The organism is Thiomicrorhabdus aquaedulcis, from assembly GCF_004001325.1.
Taxonomy (GTDB): Bacteria; Pseudomonadota; Gammaproteobacteria; order Thiomicrospirales; family Thiomicrospiraceae; genus Thiomicrorhabdus; species Thiomicrorhabdus aquaedulcis.
The window spans coordinates 730,135-753,988 of record NZ_AP018722.1 but is presented as its reverse complement, the minus strand read 5'-3'; the positions used below and the strand labels follow the sequence as shown (position 1 = coordinate 753,988).

General features: G+C 48.9%; 16 protein-coding genes. 7 read left to right on the top strand and 9 right to left on the bottom strand.

Annotated features, from left to right (window positions below; all coding sequences use genetic code 11):
• Window positions 1–4 precede the first annotated feature (4 nt).
• The 4 genes from alaS to EP181_RS03310 all read right to left on the bottom strand — a co-directional run bounded on the left by alaS (window position 5) and on the right by EP181_RS03310 (window position 5,140).
• The gene (alaS, locus tag EP181_RS03325) at window positions 5–2,596 is read right to left on the bottom strand and encodes an alanine--tRNA ligase (RefSeq protein ID WP_127470399.1); all 2,592 of its coding nucleotides are present in this window, start codon (window positions 2,594–2,596) and stop codon (window positions 5–7) included.
• Window positions 2,597–2,779: 183 nt separating this feature from the next.
• On the bottom strand, window positions 2,780–3,397 hold the full coding sequence (locus EP181_RS12945) for a regulatory protein RecX (protein ID WP_476718457.1): 618 nt from the start codon (window positions 3,395–3,397) through the stop codon (window positions 2,780–2,782).
• A gap of 52 nt (window positions 3,398–3,449) precedes the next feature.
• Window positions 3,450–4,496 carry a recombinase RecA gene (recA, locus tag EP181_RS03315; RefSeq protein ID WP_127470398.1) on the bottom strand — a complete coding sequence of 349 codons (1,047 nt, stop codon included), beginning with the start codon at window positions 4,494–4,496 and terminating at the stop codon, window positions 3,450–3,452.
• 146 nt (window positions 4,497–4,642) lie between these two features.
• Window positions 4,643–5,140, bottom strand: a complete 498-nt coding sequence (locus EP181_RS03310) for a CinA family protein (protein ID WP_127470397.1) — start codon at window positions 5,138–5,140, stop codon at window positions 4,643–4,645.
• Window positions 5,141–5,321: 181 nt separating this feature from the next.
• Here EP181_RS03310 and mutS point away from each other — a divergent pair, with 181 nt between their 5' ends.
• Genes mutS through EP181_RS03295 form a run of 3 tightly spaced genes read left to right on the top strand, consistent with a single transcriptional unit; the run spans window position 5,322 to window position 9,550 of the window.
• Window positions 5,322–7,985 (top strand): DNA mismatch repair protein MutS, encoded by a 2,664-nt coding sequence (gene mutS / locus EP181_RS03305; RefSeq protein WP_127470396.1) that lies wholly within the window; start codon window positions 5,322–5,324, stop codon window positions 7,983–7,985.
• Between the two features lie 15 nt (window positions 7,986–8,000).
• A complete protein-coding gene (locus EP181_RS03300; RefSeq protein ID WP_172959680.1) occupies window positions 8,001–8,945 on the top strand; it encodes a tetratricopeptide repeat protein in 945 nt (314 codons plus the stop codon).
• 44 nt (window positions 8,946–8,989) lie between these two features.
• Window positions 8,990–9,550: a DUF1415 domain-containing protein gene (locus EP181_RS03295; RefSeq protein ID WP_127470394.1), complete on the top strand. Its 561-nt coding sequence runs from the start codon at window positions 8,990–8,992 to the stop codon at window positions 9,548–9,550.
• A 128-nt stretch (window positions 9,551–9,678) separates the two neighbouring features.
• Here EP181_RS03295 and dcm read toward each other — a convergent pair whose 3' ends face one another.
• Entirely contained in the window at window positions 9,679–10,929 is a 1,251-nt protein-coding gene (dcm, locus tag EP181_RS03290) for a DNA (cytosine-5-)-methyltransferase (RefSeq protein WP_127470393.1), read from the bottom strand.
• A 117-nt stretch (window positions 10,930–11,046) separates the two neighbouring features.
• Here dcm and EP181_RS03285 point away from each other — a divergent pair, with 117 nt between their 5' ends.
• From EP181_RS03285 to EP181_RS03270, 4 genes are all read left to right on the top strand, one after another.
• On the top strand, window positions 11,047–11,766 hold the full coding sequence (locus tag EP181_RS03285) for a PmeII family type II restriction endonuclease (RefSeq protein WP_127470392.1): 720 nt from the start codon (window positions 11,047–11,049) through the stop codon (window positions 11,764–11,766).
• A gap of 329 nt (window positions 11,767–12,095) precedes the next feature.
• Entirely contained in the window at window positions 12,096–15,047 is a 2,952-nt protein-coding gene (locus EP181_RS03280; RefSeq protein WP_127470391.1) for a sialidase family protein, read from the top strand.
• Between the two features lie 380 nt (window positions 15,048–15,427).
• A complete protein-coding gene (locus EP181_RS03275) occupies window positions 15,428–17,014 on the top strand; it encodes a choice-of-anchor F family protein (RefSeq protein ID WP_127470390.1) in 1,587 nt (528 codons plus the stop codon).
• 46 nt (window positions 17,015–17,060) lie between these two features.
• Window positions 17,061–17,630, top strand: a complete 570-nt coding sequence (locus EP181_RS03270; RefSeq protein ID WP_127470389.1) for an archaeosortase/exosortase family protein — start codon at window positions 17,061–17,063, stop codon at window positions 17,628–17,630.
• Here EP181_RS03270 and EP181_RS03265 read toward each other — a convergent pair.
• From EP181_RS03265 to EP181_RS03250, 4 genes are read right to left on the bottom strand one after another with little or no spacing between them, the layout of a single operon-like run.
• Window positions 17,596–18,069 (bottom strand): DUF3240 family protein, encoded by a 474-nt coding sequence (locus EP181_RS03265; RefSeq protein WP_127470388.1) that lies wholly within the window; start codon window positions 18,067–18,069, stop codon window positions 17,596–17,598. The two genes, EP181_RS03270 and EP181_RS03265, sit on opposite strands and share 35 nt — an antisense overlap.
• Window positions 18,066–21,137, bottom strand: coding sequence for an efflux RND transporter permease subunit (locus EP181_RS03260; protein ID WP_127470387.1), 3,072 nt, complete (start codon window positions 21,135–21,137; stop codon window positions 18,066–18,068). The genes EP181_RS03265 and EP181_RS03260 overlap by 4 nt, the downstream gene beginning before the upstream one ends.
• Complete coding sequence (locus tag EP181_RS03255; protein WP_172959679.1) at window positions 21,137–22,429, bottom strand: efflux RND transporter periplasmic adaptor subunit; 1,293 nt, start codon at window positions 22,427–22,429, stop codon at window positions 21,137–21,139. Before EP181_RS03255 ends, EP181_RS03260 begins: the two co-directional genes overlap by 1 nt.
• A 48-nt stretch (window positions 22,430–22,477) precedes the next feature.
• Window positions 22,478–23,836, bottom strand: coding sequence for a TolC family protein (locus EP181_RS03250; RefSeq protein ID WP_127470385.1), 1,359 nt, complete (start codon window positions 23,834–23,836; stop codon window positions 22,478–22,480).
• Window positions 23,837–23,854 lie beyond the last annotated feature (18 nt).

The window sequence follows — 23,854 nt, the reverse complement described above, 5'->3', positions numbered from 1 at the left end:
GACGTTACTTGCTTTGCGCCCAAGCCACTACCGAAGCCAAAGCCGCGTCTAATTTGCTGGGGTCATTGCCACCGGCTTGCGCCATATCGGGACGACCACCGCCTTTACCCCCCACTTGCATGGCGACGTGATTCACCAATTCGCCAGCTTTGTACTGCCCTATTACGGCTTTGCTTACACCGGCCACTAAGGTGACTTTGTCGCCTTCAACCGCCGCCAAAACAATCACCGCCGGGGCTAATTTGTCTTTTAGCTTGTCTAGGGTTTCGCGCAACACGTTAGTATCTGCACCCTGCATCGTGGCCGCCAGCACATTCACTTCGCCAACCTTAACTGCTTGAGTGGCTAAATCATCGCCTTGTGATGCGGCTAACTTAGATTGCAACTGCTTAAGTTCTTTTTCGAGCGCACGGTAGTCGTTCATCACCTGGGTGATTTTAGCTACCACTTGTTGCTTGTCGCTTTTGACCACTTCGGCTACCTGTGCCAGTGCCGCGTCTTCGGCGTAAATGGCTGCCCAAGCGGCTTCACCGGTGACCGCTTCAATACGTCTTACGCCAGAGGCTATGCCATTTTCAGCGGTAATGCGAAAAGGCCCAATGTCGCCCACCGAATTGACGTGTGTTCCACCGCACAATTCAACAGAAAACTCACCCATTTGCACCACTCGCACCACTTTACCGTATTTTTCGCCAAACAGCGCCATTGCGCCCTTAGCTTTAGCCGATTCAATGTCCATTTCGGTCATTTCTACTGGGGCGTTGTGCATGATTTTTTGGTTAACCATCTGCTCTACTTCACGCAATTGGGTAGCCGAAATAGGCTCAAACTGCACAAAGTCAAAACGCAAACGATCGGCTTTTACCAGCGAACCTTTTTGCTGAACGTGTGTGCCCAATACTTTACGCAAAGCCGCGTGCAGTAAATGGGTGGCCGAGTGATTACCCTCACAGGCGCGACGATCTTCTAAATTAATTTTGGCATGAATGGCTTGGGTGACACTGATTGTGCCCGCCGTCACCACACCTTGATGCAAAAACAACGTGCCCTGTTTTTGGGTATCGTTGACATGAAAACTGTTCATGCCTTCGGTTAGACTGCCGCTGTCACCGGTTTGTCCGCCCGATTCGGCGTAAAACGGGGTACGGTCTAAAATAACAATGGCATGAGTGCCTTCAGCGGCCGAAGCCACCGACTTGCCGTCCACAAAAATCGCTAAAATGGTGCTGTCGGCTTCATCACGATCATAGCCTAAAAACTGCGTATGACCTTCAAAATCAACCCGTTGAGCCACGCCGCTGCCAAAACTACTCGCCGAACGCGCGCGTTCGCGCTGTGCGTCCATGGCGCTGGCAAATCCGTCGTTATCGACCGTTAAGCCATTTTCACGCGCTACATCGGCGGTTAAATCCAACGGAAAACCAAAGGTGTCGTACAACTTAAACGCGACATCACCAGCAATCACAGTGCCTTGCAAATTGCTCATCACTTCGTCAAGCAGTTTCATACCGTTTTCAAGGGTTTCGGCAAAGCGCTCCTCTTCGAGTTTTAACACGCGTTCTACATTGGCTTGTTGCGCTTTTAATTCAGGATAAGCCTCGCCCATTTGCTCAACCAAGGTGCCGACAATTTTATAAAAGAAGGGCTGGCTTTGACCCAACTTGTAACCGTGGCGAATGGCGCGGCGAATAATGCGTCGTAACACGTAACCACGTCCTTCGTTTGAAGGCATAACCCCGTCGGCGACAATAAACGCACACGAGCGAATATGATCTGAAATCACGCGCAACGAGCTGTTGCTTAAGTCGATTTGCGCGGTGAGTTGTGCGGCTTTGCTGACCAACGCTTTAAACAAATCGATGTCGTAGTTATTGTGTACACCTTGCATTACGGCCGCTAAACGCTCTAAGCCCATGCCGGTGTCTACCGACGGTTTGGGCAAAGGCGTTAAGGTGCCATCGGCCGCACGATCAAACTGCATAAACACCAGGTTCCAAATTTCAATGTAACGGTCGCCGTCTTCGTCGGGCGAACCGGGTGGGCCGCCGGCAATGTCTGCACCGTGGTCGTAAAAAATTTCGGTACACGGCCCACAAGGCCCGGTGTCGCCCATCGACCAAAAGTTGTCCTTAGCGCCACAACGTGAAAAACGCTCTGGGCTAATCTTCATCTCTTTTAACCAAATGTCGGCGGTTTCGGTGTCTTCGTCAAACACCGTTACCCACAATTTTTCGGCCGGTAATTTAAGCTCTTTGGTTAAAAAGTCCCAGGCAAAGGTGATGGCTTGATGTTTAAAATAATCGCCAAAACTGAAGTTACCCAACATTTCAAAAAACGTATGGTGACGCGCAGTGTAACCAACGTTTTCAAGGTCGTTGTGCTTGCCGCCGGCACGAATACAACGTTGCACCGTGGTGGCACGCACGTAATCGCGTGATTCTTGACCTAAAAACGTCTCTTTAAACTGCACCATGCCGGCGTTGGTAAACAACAGCGTTGGATCATTGGCAGGCACCACCGGACTTGAGTGAACCGCGGTGTGGTTTTGCTTAACATAAAAGTCTAAAAAAGCCTTTCTAAGTTCTGCACTGGTCATAGTGAATCTACCTTAAACGTTTAAAATAATGGGGTAACGTCTGTCTAAAGCCTTTATAAATTAGCTTAGTAAGCTAATTTGCGAGCTTTTGAATCAGACAATAGTAATGCGATTAATTGTGTTAAAAACCCCTTGCGCCACTTAAGGGCGGCGCAAGGGGTTGATGTATTTTTTTGGACTAACCTAAACCCACGCAAGCTGGTCAACCAATACTGACTCAACAAAACGCCTTCCAAACAGCCTGCCCGGTAAAGCCGCGACTTTGTAAAAACCGCATGCGTTTAGCCTGTTCTTTTGGCTCTTTTGGCTTGGTGGTTGCACCGTATTTTTTAATAACGCCGCACGCGCCAGCGCAAGCCAATCGGCATCGTCCCAGTCTAAATAGGCGCTAATTAAGTCATCGCGCGCACTGCCTTGCTGCAGTTTTTGCCTAATTTTTAGCGGCCCACTGCCCTTGTCGGCCCAGTTACGCACCGCTTGTTCAATGTAGCGTTCGTCGTTTTGCCAATCTTTTTCTTGGCAAATTTGCACTACATCGTTAATTAGGTTTTTCACCAGGCCTGGTAACACGTTGTATTGACTTAACAAGGCATCGGTTTCAACAAACTTGCTTAATAGCTTTTGTTTAAGTTCTTTAGCACCGTGCTCACGCATGGCCAACAGCAACACCGCGCGGGCTTCAATTTGCTGTTTTAACTGTTTAGCGCCAGCACATTCTTGGGTTACGGTTAATGTAACCGTTGGCTGCAAGGTTTGCGTTGTTGCAGCCAACTCAGCCAAAAAGTCTTCGGCACTTTTCATTTTGACCAGGCCTGGTAAGTTCTTAAACTGGGTTTAATACAAGTTGAGTCTTTTATACTGATTCAACGTCGTCAATATTATCTGCCACAGCACCGCCGCGCACATAAGGCTTGGGCATTAAACGCTCTTTAATTTGCACAATTAACGTTTTAGCAATTTCGGGATTGTCGATTAAAAATTGACGCACATTGTCTTTACCTTGGCCAATTTTCTGGTCTTTGTAGCTGTACCACGAGCCCGATTTATCAATCAGTTTTTCTTGCACGCCCAAGTCAATAATTTCGCCTTCGCGTGAAATACCTTGGCCGTACAGAATATCAAATTCCACTTGTTTAAACGGCGGCGACACTTTGTTTTTGACCACTTTAACGCGGGTTTCGTTACCAATGATTTCTTCGCCTTTTTTAATCGCGCCAATACGACGAATGTCTAAACGCACCGAGGCGTAAAACTTAAGTGCGTTACCACCGGTAGTGGTTTCGGGCGAGCCAAACATAACGCCAATTTTCATACGAATTTGGTTAATAAAAATCACCAATGTATTGGTACGTTTAATATTGGCGGTCAGCTTACGCAACGCTTGCGACATCAAACGGGCTTGCAGACCCATGTGCGAATCGCCCATATCGCCTTCAATTTCGGCTTTGGGCGTTAAGGCGGCTACCGAGTCGATAACGACCACATCCACTGCGCCAGAACGCACCAGCGCATCGGTAATTTCAAGCGCTTGTTCGCCAGTATCAGGTTGCGACACCAATAAGTTATCAATGTCCACACCAAGTTTTTCGGCGTAAATGGGGTCAAGCGCGTGTTCGGCGTCAATAAACGCAGCAGTGCCACCAGCTTTTTGCATTTCGGCAATAACGTGCAAGGTTAAGGTGGTTTTACCAGACGATTCGGGGCCGTAAATTTCAATAACACGACCTTTTGGCAAACCGCCAATGCCCAACGCAATATCCAACCCTAAAGAACCGGTGGAGATGGCTTCAATGTCTCTGGGTGCGGTGCTGTCACCCATGCGCATAATTGAGCCTTTACCAAATTGCTTTTCAATTTGACCTAAGGCAGCAATTAAGGCTTTTTGCTTGTTATCATCCATCTGTAAATCCTTTTTAATGTTGGGCTATCATGTCGGGCTAGTTTATTTAAATACTTAGAGACCCTTAAAACACCGTTACGCATTTTAATAAGCGCAAAATTATCCCACAACTCGGGCGTAAATCCTAGCTAAGGCGGGCGATTAAATCACGCAATCGCTTGGGTTTCGAGCAACGTTATGATGCCTAATAAAGCGGTTTGAGTGGTTTGCTCGCGAATGGCTTGACGGTCGCCCTTAAACAAACAGGCCTGGGTCACTACCGCCTCGTGACCTTGCATCGCCCAGGCAATCCACACTGTGCCGACAGGTTTGTCGTTTGACCCGCCGCCAGGTCCTGCGATGCCGCTGCACGCTACACTTATTTTTGCGTGCGATTGCTGCAACGCCGCCAAAGCCATCTCTTCTACGCACGCTCGACTTACTGCGCCCTTAGTTTGAATGGTGCTCTCTTTTACGCCCAGCATCTCTTTTTTAGACTCGTAACTGTAGGTAATGTAAGCGCGGTCAAACCAGGCCGTGCTGCCGCCAACGGAGGTTAACGCTTCGGCAATCATGCCGCCGGTACACGATTCGGCGGTAACCACCATGGCATTGTGTGCCATTAAAGCCTGACCCACTTGGGCGACTAACGATTCAAACGACATATTCGATTCCTTATGAGAACATTGCAAACATAAAACCCTAAAAATTCTAACGCCTTTTTAACCAACAATCTACCCATACCCTTTTAGACTGGAGTATAAAGGGCGATTGTTTTATGATGTACCCCTTTTAAACGCTTTGGCCTTTAACGCCCATCAGCCCTACGCAGCCGTACTCTTTACCATGACCACAACCACGCAACACACCCCTATGATGGTGCAGTATTTAGCCATTAAAGCCCAGCATCCCAATCATTTACTGTTTTATCGCATGGGCGATTTTTACGAGCTGTTTTTTGAAGACGCGCAAACCGCCTCACGCCTGCTGGACATTACCTTAACCGCACGCGGAAAATCGGGTGGTGCGCCGATTCCTATGGCCGGCATTCCGCACCACAGCGCCGACGGCTATTTGGCCAAACTGGTAAAACTGGGGCAGTCGGTGGCCATTTGCGAACAAATTGGCGACCCGGCCACCAGCAAAGGCCCAGTAGAGCGCAAAGTGGTGCGCGTGATTACCCCTGGCACACTGGTCGAAGACACCTTGTTAGAAGACAAAACTGAAAACCTTTTGGCCGCAATTGCGCGCATCGAACCGCATTATGCGCTGGCGTATTTGGATGTGGCCAGTGGCCGTTTTGAAGGCTGTGAGTTTACCAATCTTAACGATTTACTGGATGAAATAGCGCGGTTAAAACCCAGCGAATGTTTAGTACCCGACGACGATGCTTTGCGCCAATTACTGCCAGAAAGCCTATTAACCCAATCCGACAACACACTTAAAAACCAACCAGGCCTGGTCAGATACCCTGCGTGGCATTTTGAGGTATCGTCGTGTCAAAAACGTCTTACCGATCATTTTGGCACCCAAGATTTGGTGGCGTTTGGCTGCGACCAAAAACCGGCTGTGATTGCGGCGTGCGGTGGCATTTTGCACTACGCCAAAGCGATGTTGCAAAACACCTTAGAACACATTCACAGCCTGCACACCTACCACACCACCGACCATTTGGTGATGGACGCCATCAGCCGCCGTAATTTAGAAATTGACACCAATTTAAGCGGCACCACTCACAATACGCTACTGTCCATTTTAGACCACACCGCCACCGCCATGGGCAGTCGTTTATTGCGCCGCTGGCTGAATCAGCCGCTTAAAAACCCCCAGTCAATTAACGCACGCTTAGACGCGATTGAATGCCTGATTGAACAACAAAGCGCCATCGCATTTAAACTCACTTTAAAACAGATTGGCGACATGGAACGCATTTTAAGCCGCGTGGCACTGTATTCGGCACGCCCGCGCGATTTACTGCAATTGGGGCGCGCGCTCAACGCCCTGCCCGCTGTGCAAACCCTGCTGGCACAGCACAACGGCGATGCGCTGCAAGACAACGTATCTCACCCAAACGCACAACTGGCGCAATTGGCACAGCAAATAGCCACCTATCCCGCGCTGGCGGATACGCTGGCGCGCGCCTTGGTAGACAATCCGCCCATGCTCATTCGCGACGGTGGCGTAATCGCCGCAGGCTTTGATGCCGAGCTTGACGAACTGCGTAATTTAAAACACCAAGCCGGTGATTATCTGTTGGCGCTCGAGCAACGCGAACGCGAGCGCAGTGGCATCAACAGCTTAAAAGTAGGCTACAACCGCGTGCACGGCTACTATCTTGAAATAAGCAAACTGCACGCCGATAACGTGCCCGCCGACTACCAACGCCGCCAAACCCTAAAAGGCCAAGAGCGCTACATTACGCCCGAGCTTAAAACCTTTGAAGACAAAATTTTAAGCGCCAACGATAAAGCCCTCAGCCGTGAAAAATGGCTGTATCAAACCCTGCTAGAACAACTCAACGTGCCCTTGCACGCTCTGCAAAGCAGTGCGGCAGCGTTAGCGCAACTGGATGTCTTGGTTAATTTAGCCCAACAAGCCGTCGCGCTAGATTTAACCCGTCCGCACTTAAGCACTTTACCAGGCCTGGTCATTGAACAAGGCCGCCATTTAACCGTTGAAGCGCTCTCACACCAGCCGTTTATCGCCAACGACGCCTGCTTTAACGAGCAACGCCAACTGCACATTATTACCGGCCCCAACATGGGCGGTAAATCGACCTACATGCGCCAAACCGCGCTGATTACCGTTATGGCCTTTATGGGCAGTTTTGTACCCGCGCGCTCGGCCACGTTAGGACCCATCGACCGCATCTTTACCCGCATTGGCGCCTCGGACGATTTAACCTCTGGGCGTTCAACCTTTATGGTCGAAATGACCGAAACCGCGCACATTTTGCACCACGCCACCGCGCAATCGTTAATTTTAATGGACGAAGTAGGCCGTGGCACCTCGACCTTTGATGGCCTTGCTTTGGCCATGGCGATTGCCGAACATTTGGCCAAACACATTAAAGGCTACTGCCTGTTTGCCACCCATTATTTTGAACTCACCCACTTAAGCGATCAGTTTAGCAACACCATTAACGTGCATTTAAACGCCATAGAACACCAAGACAGCATTGTGTTTTTGCACCAAGTGCAAGACGGCCCGGCCTCGCAAAGTTACGGCTTACAAGTGGCCGCGCTGGCCGGTGTGCCGCACAGCGTTATCAAGCGTGCCAAAACGCATTTAACACAGCTCGAAAACCAAGTGATTGCCCAAAGCCAAGGCGCGTATAACACGTCCGCTCTATCCAACTCCACACCGGTACAACAGTTTGATTTATTCAGCGCCCAACCCGACCCAAAATTGGAACAACTTGAGCAGCATCTGGCGCACTTAAATCCCGACGAGCTCACACCCAAAATGGCGTTAGAAGCGCTGTATCAACTCAAAGCACTGTTAAACTAATTTATGGAACCGTCTATGACCGATACGTCAACTTCAGCATCAGCGTCTTCAGCATCCGTTGCCACGGCGATGATTGCCGACATTAACGACAGCAACTTTCAAGAACTGGTTATGCGTAACTCGCAACGCTTTGTGGTGTTGGTGCATTTTTGGTCGGCACTTAACCCGCAAAGCCTGCTGGCGAACACCCTTTTAGAAAAGCTCGCTCACCAATTTGCCGGGCAGTTTATTTTGGCCAAGATAAACGTCGAACAACAACGTGCGTTGGCGCAAAAGCTGGGGGTAAGCGATGTACCGTTTTACAAACTGGTTAAAGACGGCAAAATGATCACCGAAAACGCCGGCCTATTGCCCGAAGCCGCCTACCGCTCTTTGCTAACCCACAACATCACCCAAGAACCCTCTGAAGTATTGCGACTGCAAGCGACCGAGGCGTTTGCACAAGGCCAATTTGATCAAGCCGTGCAACTTTTGGGCGATGCGGCGCGTGAAAACCCCAATAACTTTAAAATTCACCTAGATTTAGTGGCGATGTATCTGCACACCGACCATCTTGAAAATGCACAAAACCTATTTGAAAAACTGCCGCAAGTGGCTCAAGACGACCCAAAAGGCAAGTTTTTGCGCGGTCTTTTGGTCTTTTCAGGCCTGGTCAAAGACGCACCGAGCATCGAAACCCTGCAAGCGCGTTTGGCGCAACAACCCAATACTCACGGCAACGGCAACACCAGCGCCAACCAAGACGACCCCGAGGCGCTCTATTATTTAGCCGGTTATTTAATGGTCAACGCTCAATATCAAAACGCCCTGCAATGCCTGTTTAAACTGTTTAGCGTCAACCGCGCCTATTTAGACGGCGCACCCCAAAAGCTTATTTTAACCGCGCTTGACATGCTCGCCGCCGACTACCCCGATTTGATCATTCAATCGCGGCGTAAGTTTCAAAGCTTACTGTTTTAACAGGACGTATTTAAACCAAATTATTCAATCTTAAGGAGCACACCATGCCGCACATCAGCCCCGTTGACCAACAAACCATTGAAGCCCGCATTCGCGCCTGGCTCGAACAGGTGGTAATCGGTTTAAACCTTTGCCCATTTGCCGCCCATCCCTACCAAAACGATCAAGTGCACATTGCCATTAGCCCATGCACCGACAAACTCTGCCTGCTGACCCAACTGCAAACCGAACTGCACACGTTAGAACAACAACCCAGCATAGAAACCACCGTTTTGGTGATTCCCAATTTGCTGCACGACTTTGACGATTACAATCAATTTTTAGATTTGGTTGACGATTTAGTCGCCCAACAAGGCTGGGAAGGAATTTTTCAGGTTGCCAGTTTTCACCCCCACTATCAATTTGGCGGCACGCAACCCGAAGACGCCGAAAACCTAACCAACCGCGCACCCTACCCTATTTTGCATTTATTGCGCGAAGACAGCCTAGAACGCGCCCTAGAAAACCACCCCAACCCACAAGCCATTTTCGAACACAACATCGCCACCGTACAAGCCCTCAGCGACACCGAAAAAGCCAAGTTGTTTCCGCATTTGTTTGGGTAAGCTTCACATTAGGCAGGATTAATTGTGGACATAAAACACTTATTGCGACGCACAAAAAACCCACTTAACCAGGCCTGGCTAAATGGGTTTTAAGTTTTTTAAGTTTTTTAAGTTTTAGAACTCTGTTTTTAAGCTGAAAACTTGGCGCGTAATTCTTGCTGAATCATAAATTGATTTAACGCTTTAACCACTTCTTTGCCTACTGCGTGCGCTAAATTTACGGGTACAGCGTTGCCTATTTGTTTGTATATTTGGTTCATACTGCCCATAAATTGCCAATCGTCGGGAAAAGTTTGAATACGCGCATACTCTTTAACCGTAAAGGGACGTGTTTCGTCTGGGTGACATCGTTCGGTTTGTTTTTGCGCCGGTGATGTCGTCAAGGTTAAACATGGCTCATCCCAACTAATTCTGCGCGCCATGCCGGTTTTTCCACCACCTAGATAATAGCTTTTAAGCATGTATTCTTTTTGAACATCCTCTGGAAGGTCACGCCAATACCCGCCTGGAGGCACCATATCCATAATTTCTTTTTTACGGGCAGGGTAGCGCTGTCCAGGCGACTCAGGCACATCGGTTGCATACAAGATTCCTGCTTTTAGGGCGTCCGTAAGCGTCATCATTTCTTGCATGGGCTTGGGATAGTTAAATTGAATGCCCGAATTTCGTCTTATCCCAATTAGGAAAAGTCTTTCGCGCTTTTGTGGCACTTTAAAATAAGCCGACTTTAAAACCTGTGGCTCCAACACGTCGTAGCCCAAATCACTCAATATTTCAATCATCCCCTTAAGCGTCTTGCCATCATCATGCGTTACTAATCCCTTAACATTTTCACCCACGCACATTAATGGCTGCGTCTCTTTTACCGCACGTGCAAACTCGTAAAACAAAGTACCCCGAGCATCTTCAAGACCTAATTTTTTGCCGGCATAACTAAAAGCCTGACAGGGAAACCCACCGGTGACAACATCAATTTTTCCAAAATAGTTTTTAAAACAAACTTTGGCTACGTCGCCTTCTACTACATTCCAATCTGGACGGTTGGTTTTTAGCGTTTTGCATGCGGTTTTGTCAAGTTCATTAAGGAGTTGGCATTTCATTCCCGCTTTTTCTAAGCCCAATGCCATTCCGCCTGCGCCCGCAAATAATTCAAGTACACTATAAGGCTTGATTGGGATATAGTGATTTTCGTCCATCACCTCGAGTTCAAAAATACTTTTACCCTGGACATATTGCTTTAACGATTCTGGTGTATAAACGCGATAATTGTTAGGCAATCGGGTTGATTTTAATTTTCCGGTATCGTCCCAGCGCCTTAACGTCTCTTTAGACACGGTAAGTAAATCAGCGGTCTCGGCTAAGGAATAGAAATTTTTCATAATAAGATTACTCAAGATTGGTAATGGTTATTAAATTTTAACAGAATAAAAGTCCCTTGCACACGCATTAATGCGTTTACGCGCCTGTAAGTGCCTTTAAAAATGCGAATAAACTCTATGACAAACGAACAAAAACAAGCTGTATTAATCAAAGCAAAACAATGGTTTCGAGAGAGTATTGCGCAAAACCATATTCGTAATGCCTTAAAGCTAGAAACCGCTTCTCAGTTCAACATAAACCCTTTTTTAGCGGTTTATTTAGCCAATTTTATGAGCGGTAACTCTCAACCCGACAGCATCGCTAAAGCATTGATTTACCCAAGAGTGTTGGGCACATCCATCACCACATCATTTGGCACTCATATTCAAAGATTTGCCAACGACGTGTTAAGTTCGTTTGGTAGCACCACTTCGGGAATCGACATTGAATTTACCGATTACATAGATGGTCACAAAAAGTACTGCCAGCTTAAATCTGGCCCCGACACCATCAATAAAGACGATGTAGAAACCATTGCCAATCATTTTAAAAAAGTCATTAACTTAGGGAAAACTAATCATATTCGAATCACGCACAGCGACATGATTGTGGGAGTTATTTATGGTGAACCGTCTGATTTAAATGGGCACTATAAACGAATCAGTAAAGACTACGACTACCCCGTTTACACTGGTCAAGAATTTTGGCATAGGCTTACTGGTGATGTACATTTTTACAACGATTTAATCCAAGCCGTTGGCGAGGTAGCCATTGAATCGGACTTTGCTAAAGAGCTTGATGCACTGGTAAATAAGTTGGCTAATACACCTGAAATTTTAGAGCTGTCTCAAAAATAAGCGGTCTGATTATTTTGCTAAGATTTTAACCAGGCCTGGTTGGTTTGGTTTTACCACCAATAAAACCCCATCATTGCGGGTTCGGTTTTCCCCTGTAGATGCCGTGTCGTGGCACGGCATGACGGAGTAATCAAAGTAATCAAAGCAACCAGGCCTGGTTAAACCGGTTTTAGAGCCTTGCAATCTTTTTAAAAAAGATACTTGTGTTAAATCAAATTATCGCACTCTCCTTTTCAAAATCACTCTTTGGGGTGATGCCTCCAACTCAACTCATTGCCTAAGATTTAAGCGACTTTAAACAATCCCTTAACTTCTTAGGAGCACGCATCATGAACCTCACTCAAAAACCCCTCGCGCTTGCCATGGCTTTGGCTATGGGCGCCAGTATTTCTGGCCTTTCAGGCTGTTCTGACACTGGCAGCAGCGATTCAACTGCGGCGGCCGAAACCGAAACCTTAACCGGTACGTTTGTTGATTCGCCCGTTAATGGCTTAACCTTCAAAGGCGCGCTGAATGGCACAACCCAAAATGGTGGGTTGTATCAATTTAAAAAAGGCGGCATGGTCAGTTTTTATTTAGGCGATAAAATTAAGCTTGGCCAGTTATTAGGCCGTACCGACCAAGTGTCGCCGCTGGATTTTTTTGGGCCTGATGCCACAATTGACCAGCGCGTCTTAAACATTTTAGTGCTACTGCAGTCGCTCGACAACGACGCCAATCCGTCTAATGGCATCACCATTACCGCCGAATCGGTGGCGGCGTTAGAAGCCGCTCTTTTGGCGAAATACCCCAATATTGATTTAACCACGCTCGACTTTTCACAAATGAGCCTAGAAGACGCCACCGAGCTTAAAGCCGATTTAATCGCCATTTTACAAGCCGTGGTAGAGGCCACCGCCAACCCCGAAGACGATGACGCTGTGGTAACTGAAGACGAGGCAGAAGCCCACTTTACCGAAGTCATGAGCGGCGATATTACGGTGCATAAAAACATCTCAAGAACGCCAGAGGCCGGCAGTGGCGGGCACAGCATTGTGAGTATGATGCTTAAAACCCCCAGTTACTCCACCACGGGCGAAGTGGATGAGACGACTGAGGTAAGACCCCTTTTAGTCAGTTACACTGACACCATGACGGGGGATTTTTTAATGGGCACCGGCAGTTCTGAACTGCCTGACATTGAGCATTTTGCCGATACCTTTGTCTCTTTATCCCTTGACAGCGGAAAAAGTTGGAAAGCCATAAACGTGTCCAACACCGCCGATAACAGCTCCATTAAAGTCGATTTTGATGGCGATGGCAGCACAGAAGATTATTTTGGGCATTCGTTTAAACCCGCCATTAAAACCGAAGGTGGTTACGTGATGGTGGCGTGGAACGACAAATTTTGCCCTAGCGGCGATCCAGGTGAACTGTCAGAAAATGCTATTCCCGATTTGTATTTAGTGAACGGTCCACAAAAAACCATTAATTACGAAGGCGAGGCCATGTACGGCGACGAGATTATTCCCGCGCACGAAGTGCCTTTTAGCTGTGTATGGACCGCACGCGGTGTGTTTAATGAAGCAACGCACAGCATTGACTGGCGCGCACCCGAGCAATTAACCACAGGACGCCGCGACTCTAATAAAATCACCATTGATGCCGGCCCCGAAGGCTTTGTATTGGCGTGGCAAGAAGACCCAGAAGGCTTACGTCCTGGCGGCGGTGAAGGCCCAGGCGATGGCTGGAGTGGGGCATCGACCAACCACCGCACCGACATTTGGTACAGCTACATTGCCATAGACGATTTTGCCGCGATTGATGACGCAGCGGTAACCGGAGGCACGCCAACTTCGGATGAAACCAGCAAACCCAAAGCTTTAAACAAGCTGTCATCGCCCGTACCCGTCAGCGATAACGCAGTGTGCAATGCCGACAATGTTAATTCGGAAACCGGTGCACTGTATTGCGAAAGTTTATGCACAGCCAATGGCTCGGTAGAAGATGCCGAAAGCAAAGACAATGGCAAATGTTACAGCGCCTATTTGGATCCTATCAGAGCCATTTATAACGACACGCCTGAAAGCGAACTGCAACTGCTCAACGGCGATACCGGTGCATCACGGCCTATTTTAGGACTGTTTGGCGATCAGGTTATTTTAGGCTACGAAGAGACCAAAGGTGAGGCCGAAAGTCTTCCGGGCGTACCCAACAGCGAAACGTTAGATACGATTCCAATTGAAGCGCAAGGCAAAATAGCCTATGTGCATTCGTTTCCAATGACTCTACCCACCCCAATCGCACCCGGTACTATTGTTAATAAACTTATGGCACCGGATCCTGATCGTGTTCGTCCGGTTCCTGACAATAACCCAGAAAATTTACCGGTGCTTGAAAACGTCCGCCGCTTAACCTTAATCAGCCAAGTAGACGAAAGCGATGTGAACGACGATAACGTGCAACACCGCTGGGGTATTTTGTACAAATCGGGCATTGAAACCCAAGGCGCGTCATCGGACATGTATTTGCGTTTGGCCAAAGGTGGTTATGATGTATCTAACTTAACCTCGACCCACTGGAATCTAAGTTCGCGCACCCCTAATGCCGTAGAAACCTTAGTGGGCACCTGGGATGCCAACAATTTAAACGACGCTACCTGGAAAAATAACTTAGAAAACACCTTCTCACCGCGCGGCTATTTAAGCGGCAATGACATCATAGTGGGCTACGAATACACGCCTTCTTGGCGCGTAGCCTCAGTGGGGCATTTGTCCAACAACTTTAACATCATACGTTCGTTTGACAACGGTGCTAATTGGCAAGCGCCCATAGACGTTTCCAACATCACCAACAATCAAGTATCGACGCTTGACCCACGGTTAATTCCCACCAGTGAACCCATTGATGGCGTAGAAACCAGAGATGCCAACACCCTGTTTGTGACGTATGGCACAATGGACATGGGAACCGGATTGGAATTGGATTTGTTTGTAACACGCTCAACCGATAACGGTACAACGTGGGACAAAGTGCCCGCCAACGCCGACGGTGAGCTGATTAACGAAGCCATTGTGCAGTCGGTGGCCGAAGAGAAAGAGGTGCAAAACATCGCATCCCCTGACGGTAAAACGCTGTACTCTTTGTGGTTGCAAGAGCTTGATCCAAGCGAAGCCCCTGAAAGTGCCGCCGCCTATTTGTTGGGCAGTGATATTTGGGCACAACGTAAAGACTACGATGTAGCAGAAGAAACGATAGAAGAAATAATAGAAGAAACTGCACAGCCAACATTAGCGCAATAAATCGGCGCTAATACCGCGCTAATACCGCGCTAATAAGGCTCTCAGCTTTATCTTTTAAACGCCAAAATAAAGGCCATAATTTCAAATGAAATTGTGGCCTTTTTGCTTTCACCAGGCCTGGTTAAACTCTTTTTAAGGCTTTGTTAAAGACTCTATTAAGGTTGCAATCACCTGGCCAAAGTAAGTGCATCGTTACAAAATTGCCAACATAATAATGCATAAAAATTGCACTTTTTCGCCTTAACACTTGCGCCAAATCATCTTGAATCGTTATGACAAAACCATATCACTCTTTTGGGTGATGCCCTCTTTTTGACTTTTATTTACTATGAAATCAAGTTTATAAACTTAGTTCATAAAACATCAAAGAGGCCATTATCATGAAAACGCAAATAACGCATTCTTTTCCATTAACCCTAGTCACCGTCGCCTGCTTAACCGCGTTTAACCCGGCTTGGGCTGGCAAAATCACCGGCATTCAGCAAGGCGCTCCTAGTCCATTGTTAGAAAATGCAGATGCATGGAAAAATGGTTTTGGCGGTTTTAACTTAGACAACGTTGAGGTCAAAATCATTAATGTTGAAACCGGTGAAGAGATTGCTGGCAAAACATTTAATAAAACGGACGGCAGCTACACGCCCATGACGTACGGTGAAACGTTTGTAAGTCACATCACCGATGGTGGTGAAACGCCGGTGGTGACCGGGCATTTACACGGCAAAGACTGGCCGGTGGGAGAACCTTCGGGCATTAAAACCATTACCCATCCAGATATTAGCGAAGTGCTAGCCAACAATAAACCCGCCAGTTGCATTATGAGCACGTCGTATTATGAATATTCTGAACTGCCCAACAACTTAACGGCTGGGGGTTGGTTAGATTCTATGGAAGTTCACGGAACTGAACCCAACCCAACCTTGTGCGACAGCCCTTTTCAGACTCACAAACGCTTTAAAATTGATGCCTTACCCACATCGGTAGACGGTGTGGGCGCTGATGCGATTGACATTGTGTTTAATGTAGAGAATGAGGCAGACACAACCACTCCACGACGTTATCAAGTATTGCAAAAACTCAATAACTACACCGATAAACGCCTAGCCGGTTACAAAGTTGAGTTGGGGTTTGGCGTAGGGGAAAATTTTATAGCCTTAGCAGACAATACAAATCTATCTCTGTCGATTGGCACGGGAGAAAACCCACCCAATAATGAAGAAGACCCCGTCGGTGACATTTGGGATGCCGATGATTTAGCGGTGTTTTCATCAGGCCTGTTTGGTACTGCTGACGATAAACACCCAGTAGATGGTTTTTTTGACACCCGACGTGCCGGGTATTTTGTGGCGTTGTCCGAAAATAAAACAACCATTCAATCGACCACGGTGATGCCAAGTAACTACACCAAATTTTTTGGCGATTGGTTGCCCAGCGTGTATAAACCCAGCGCCATTTTTTACGATGACGACAAAAACCCACTTACCGACGCAACTTTAGTGGCCTTTTGGGGCGATAATCCGGCTACACCCGACACGGTAGACTACCAATGGTTAAGTGGCAACGCCAATAACTTTGCGCCCATAAGCTCAGAGCAACTCAGCGAGTGGTCTAGTAACACCGGCATGAACGATGGCAGCAATCAATACAGCATTGGCGGTGTTGAAGACTTGTTAAATTTAGGCTTAAGTTACATTGTTAACATTGGTAATGTAAGTGCGTTTACCGACTCTAAGTTCACACTTCGTATGGTGCCCATTGTGTCGCAAGATCAATCTGTGCCAGGTCATGTAAGCAATCCAGCGCCAGAAACGTTTGTAGAAACGCCCTTAGAAACACCCGTGGTTACGCCAACGGTAAGCAGCTCATCGGGTGGTTCGGCCAGTGCGATGGATTTAACCGCATTAATCACCACCTTTTTGCTCATGCTTGGGCTAGGCGGTTGGATTATGCGTAAAAAATCCAATCAATAAGCAATCCATAAACGCGAGTAACCTGTCAATTTATAAGGGGAAGGCTATGGGCTGGTTTTTTTTTCGCTACGTTTTATGGGCCAGTGGTTTGGTTGGGGTGTTTTTTTTACCCAACCTCTCACCGCTGTTTGCGGTGCAAGCCTGGCAAACGCAGTTCACCATCGAACTCACTCGGGATTGGATTAGTCTATTCGCACTGCCCGTTACCTTAGACGGGTACACAGTCTATTTAAGTCATCCATTTCAAATTTGGATTGTGGACAGTTGCAATGGGTTAACCGCCTATTTACTGCTTGCCGCCGCGATTTTGGCTTACCCAGCGCATTGGCGGGTTAAAACGCTTTGGCTGATGGAAAACTATCTAATTTTGGCTTTTTTAAACAGTCTGCGCATTACGCTGGTGATTTACGCCACACAGTGGGACAGCGACTATTTTTATTGCGCGCACGACTGCGTGGGACGTTACAGCTTTATTGTGATGACGCTGTTACTGTTTGTCATTTTTACTCAACGAGTTAAAGTGAGTCAAAACAACTCTGCGCCTATAAAGCCCATAAAGCCGACAAAGCCCACAAAATCCATTAAAGCTGACCCATCGCCAACACCGGCACGATAACATAACGCACCGTGGAGTGCGGCAGGTTGGCTTTTATGGCCAATAAAATGGCGGGCACTTGCTCGGATGGACACAAAACTTGAATGTGCATTTTGTCTTGATAACCCGCCACTTGTTCTTTAACGCTTAAACTGTCTTGATTGTTTTGGCTATTTTGCCCCTCTTGGGTGCGCTGATTATTTAACGCATTTTGACCCTTTAATAAGCCACCATAGCCTTGCACGGGCGTGACGTTAAAATTAATCACCCATTCTTGCACCATCAAACAATCCACCGCGTCGCTTACCACCGCTTTAGGCAAAAACAGGCTTAATAACACGCTTGATTGAGTCACCAGGCCTGGTAACTCTGTTAACTCTGTTAACTCTAATAATTCTGGTAAAACGGGGTTTTGGCTTAGTTTTTGGCTCACATTCTCTTCAACCATAGTCGTTTTCATTGCTCTGCTCTCATACTGGGTTTAACGCCAAAACGGCGATAAAAAATGGGTAAAATCACCAAGGTTAATAAGGTAGACGACAACAAACCGCCAATCACCACAATGGCCAATGGGCGTTGAATCTCAGAGCCCGGTCCGCTGGCAAACACCAACGGCAACAAGCCCAAGGCGGCAATGCTGGCGGTCATCAGCACCGGACGCAAACGACGCACCGCGCCTTCAAACACCGCTTCGGACAGGCTTAAACCTTGCGCCAACAGTTGGTTAAAGTAACTCACCATCACCACGCCGTTTAGCACGGCAATACCCAACAAGGCAATAAACCCGACCGAGGCAGGAACCGACAGATATTCACCGGTTATCCACAGGGCAAATACTCCGCCCATTAACGCCAGCGGAATATTAGACAACACCATCACCGCTTGGGCGACTGACCGGAAAGTGGCAAATAAGATCATAAAAATCAACGCCAATGCCACCGGCACCACCAAGGTTAAACGTTCGGCGGCGCGTTGCTGATTTTTAAACTCACCCCCCCATTCAAAATAGACCCCGGCCGGCACGTCTAATTGCGCGGCCAACGCTTGCGCGTCACTGACAAAGCCCACCAAATCACGCCCAGTCACGTTGGCCACCACCACCGAAAACCGTTTGCCTTGCTCGCGGCGTACCGACACAGGACCATCGACCTCTTGCACCTTAAGCACTTGGTTTAGGTAAACACTTTGACCGTTTTCAAGCACCAATGTTTGATTTAAAAACGCCATTTGCGAAGCGCGATGGGCGGCGTCGGCTCTAATAATCAGCGGAATTTGCCGGTTGTCTTGATAGACCACACCGACGTTTAAACCTTCTAAATAGGCGCGCAACTGATTTTGCACCTCATTCACCGACACCCCTAAACGCCCAGCTTCAAAACGGTCAATCTCAAGTTGCAGGTATTTCATGCCGTCGTTTTGGGCGGTAAAGACATCTTGCGCACCCGGCACGGTTTTTAACAGTTCCACCATTTGCAGCGCCACGGTGTTCAGTTCTTCGCTGCTTTCGCCAAACACTTGCACGGCAATGTCTCCGCGCGCGCCGGTCAACATTTCGTCTACCCGCATTTGAATGGGCTGGGTAAAGGCGTAATTAACCCCGGGAAAATCGCGTTCTAACAACACTCTAATCTCTTCAATGAGCTCGTCTTTGCTGTTCATACGCCACTCTTTAGTGGGTTTTAACACCAAAAAGCTGTCGGTGTCGTTTAAGCTCATCGGGTCAAGCCCCAACTCGTCCGCCCCCAAACGCGCCACAATGCGCTCTATTTCGGGGATGTTTTTCAGCAAGGCGGTCTGCACTTGCAAATCAATCCGCATCGACTCGTCTACCGAAATGGACGGCAGTTTTTCAAGCTGCACAATTAAATCGCCCTCGTCCATTTGCGGCATAAAGGTTTTGCCCACCTGAGTGTACACGCCCACGGTCAACACTAAACTCAGTGCGGCCAAGCCCATTACCCACTTATCGTGCGCCAAAGCCCAGCTCAGCACGGGACGATAGCCGGCCACCAATTTACGCATGAGCCACGGCAACTCGTGCGACGCTTTGCCCAACACAAACGATGCAATCACCGGAATAATCGTGAGCGACAGCACCAATGCACTGCCCAAGGCAAACACAATGGTTAACGCCACTGGGGCAAACAGTTTGCCTTCTAACCCTTGCAAGGTGAGCAGGGGTAAAAAGACAATCATAATAATGCCAATCCCCGAAATAACCGGTACCGACACTTCTTCAATGGCGCGGTAAATAATGTGCAATTTAGGGAGTTTTTGATGGTCTTTGGCTTGATGAGTAACAATGTTTTCAACCACCACCACGGCAGCGTCTACCAGCATACCGATGGCAATGGCCAAACCACCCAACGACATTAAATTGGCAGACAAACCAAAGGCATTCATAAAAATAAACGTCATTAACGCGGCCATAGGCAACACCAGCGCCACGGTTACCGCGGCACGCACGTTGCCTAAAAACAGCAACAACAGCAACACCACCAACACCACCGCCTCAACCAATGCGGTGGACACGGTAGAGATGGCTTTGTCAATTAAATGGCTGCGGTCGTAAAATACCTTCACGCTAATGCCCGGCGGCAAAGCCGATTCAATCGACACCAGTTTGGCTTTAACCCCGGCAATCACATCGCGCGTATTGGCGCCGCTTAAGCCCACCACCAGCCCTTCTACCGCCTCGCCCACGCCATCGTGGGTGACCGCGCCATAACGGGTTAGCGATTCAATTTTAACCTCACTGATGTCAGCCACTTTAATGGCTTGACCGTCGCGGGTGGCCACCACAATATTGGCAATGTCGTCCAAGGTGTTGACGTTGCCCAAGGTGCGTACCAATAACGCCTCTTCACCCTGAATTAACCGTCCCGCGCCGTCGTTGCGGTTGTTGTCTTCTAACGCCTGTTGCAATGCGGCAAATGAAATTTGCAACGCCTGCATTTTGGCGTTATTGGGCACAACGGCGTACACTCGAGCGTAACCGCCCAAGGCGTTTACATCGGCTACACCGGCCACCGAACGCAACGCGGGTCGAATAACCCAGTCTAATAAATCGCGTTTTTCCATGGTGTTAAGGGTATTGCCCTCCACCGTAAACATAAAAATCTCACCTAACGGCGTGGTCATGGGGGCAATGCCGCCCGAGACATCCTGCGGTAAACTCACGCCCGCTAAGCGTTCGGCCACTTGTTGGCGCGCCCAATAAATGTCAGTGCCCTCCACAAAATCCAAGGTAATGTCGGCAATGCCGTATTTGCCCATCGAGCGTAACATGGACTGATTGGGCACGCCCAACAACGCAACTTCAAGCGGTTGAATAATGCGCGATTCAATCTCGGCCGGCGTCATACCCGGGGCTTTAAGAATAATTTTAACTTGGGTAGGCGACACGTCCGGAAACGCGTCCACGGGCGTTTTTTGAAACGCCATCCAGCCGGCGGCCAACAAGGCCACCGCCAATAATAGCGCCATCATGCGTTGCGCTAAAAAAAAGGCCATCGTACGCGACAACATTATTGTTCTCCCTGAGGACTTTCGTCACCGGCTTCACTGACCGCCATCGCCCCCAGTACAGCGGTTAAGCCTTGGGTTACCACTTGGGCGTTAACAAGCGGCTCGCGGGTGACAATCACCGTTTGCGCCTTGGCTTTTATTAGCGTTGGCTGTTCGTAGGCGTGCACCGCGTGCATCACCAACACATCGGGTTGCTGAGCTTGGCGCACAAACACCACGTTTTGACCGTCTACCTTAATCACCGCTGGCGAGGCAACACGATACGCATAGCTTGATGAGCTTGATAATTCTGGTGCGACCGGCCACGCAAACGCGAGTTTTACCAGTGCACCCGGCATCAGGTCGGCGTTGTCAAAATGGCATTGCACTCGCACGGTTTGGTTAAGTGGATTGGCCGCGAAGTCAATCAGCGAAATCGTTCCACGTATTAGTTGGTCGGTGCTTGAATCGTTGGCGGCGTGCGCCACCACGGCCTGACCCAACTGCAGGTGAGCGACTTGCTGCAAAGGCACATGCACGTCGATAACATGCTGGCTTACCACCGCGTCAGCTGAAAGCGGGCTTACGTCTAACCATTGCGCCAAGGGTTGCCCTACACTCACGCGCTGCCCCACTTGCACGCTCACACCTTGCACCGCACCCTGGCTGGGCGCCATGACGCTGAGCGTAGCGGGTTGTATGGTGCGCGTCTGTTGCAAACGCTTAACTCGGTCGTCGCTCATGCCCAGTAGGGTTAGAGTTTGTGCGCGTTGCTGTAATTCTTGTTGCAGCATGTGCGCTTGCGCGGCCAAGTGTGCGGCCTGTTTTTGCGCCACCACGCCCGACTTAAGCAGGGTTTGCGCGCGTTGATTATCCGCCATCGCCAAGGTTAAACTGGCTTGCGTGTTTAACCAGGCCTGCTGAGCCTCTAATAACGCCAGGCTTTGCAGTTCAATAATTACCTCGCCCGCCGCCACACGGCCTTGGGTTTTAAGCACCTGCACAATTAAGCCATCGGCCGGCGCGCTTAGGGTTTTTAACTGAGTCGCCGGCCGGCTTACTAAGCCAGAATAGGCAAAACTTAACCGTTCGCTCACCTTTTCTGGGTCACTAAACTGCATGCCAAAGCTGGTTTGCTGGGCTTGCGTTAAGACCACCGTCACCTGCGTTGCACCAGGCAACGAAGTGTTTTCTTGTGAATACGCCGTAACAGGTGCGGCCAACAAGCAACCCACACTCAAACTTAAGCCGACTCTTAAGGCCAACCACACACGCACAGCGCGCAAAGAATTTTTTTCAAAAATAATGTTCATCATAAGTTCCTATTAATCGAGGTAAGCGATGTAAGTCGTGTCACGTGTCTAGTTTGCATGCGGTGGTGTTGAAAGGTCTTGCGTGACTAAATTGTCGCCACGCTCTTGCAAAAACGCGCTGATTTTTTGCCCGTATTCCACTTCACTTATCGCCCAATCCAACTGTGATTGCAGCTGCTGTTGTTGCGCCAATAACAGCGTTGCCATGGGCGTTTCGCCTTGTTGATAACCGGCTTTGGCCATGTCATACACTTGCTGACTTTGCGCAAGGGCTTCTTTAAGACTCTGTTGCAATGCACCAAAGGCCTGCAACTCTAGGGCTTGCAACCTTACGCTTTGTTGCACCGTCTGCTGAGCTTGCAACAGCGCACTGTTTTGTTCGCTGACCCCATAGGCTTGCTCGGCCATGGCGGCTTGATACGACTCAGGCGTTCCGAGCGGAATACTGACCTCGGCAATAAGCTGCGAGCGTGCGCTGGTTTGTGCGTCTTGCTCACTGACCGCGCCTAAAAACAGCGTGCTTTTGGGCTTACTTTGTGCCCGTTCCAGCGCAAGTTGACCTTGGGCTTTTTGCACCTGCAACGCCTGCCACTGCACTTTGGGGTGTTTGCTGACATCGCTTAAAGCGATTGAACCGCTTGAACCGGTTGAACCGCTAAGGTCATTCGAAAAATTTTCCATTACATCATTGGGTAAGGTATTTAAACCCGTCCAATATTCATAACTTGACCAGGCCTGGTTAAGTTGGGTAAGCGCGGCCAAACGCTGTGTATTGGCTTGCGCTTGGGCTTTGCGCGCCAAGACTAAATCCAGTTGCGGTTGTTCGCCGGCCTTTACGGCCTGCTGTACTTGTTGCGTGAGTTGGCTAAAAACCGCCTCTTGCTCAGTCGCGTGCTGCAGAATGGCTTGCGCCTTTTTAACCGTCCACACGCTTTGGCGCGCCACGCCCGAGGCCTGCGATTGCAACAAGCGCTCATAGGCATCGCGCTGCGCGCCGTACAGCGTGCTTAGCTCGCGACGCGCCTGATTTTGAGCACCCAATCCCAATGGCAAGGCCACCCCGCCCTCCCAACTAAACTGCCCGGTCTGCTCGGTGAGCGCATCACTTTGATGTTTAAGATTGACCGTGACCCCTTCGGCTAAAAACCCGCTTTTAAGGACACTTTGCGCTTGCGCCACTTGCTCATAACCGGTTAACAAGGTCTGTTCGGCCAAGCGCTGATACACCGCTTGAGCCACCTGCGATAAGCTGGGTGCAGTTTGAGTTTGTATCGATGTTTGTACCGATGTTTGCACCGGTGATTGTGGTTGTGTTTGCGCAAACACAGAATGGCTTGCACCAATGAGCGTAAAGCCCGCCATTAAATTTACGGCTAAAGCCGCTAACGATGATGTTTGTACCGACATAAAAAAGCCCCATTCACT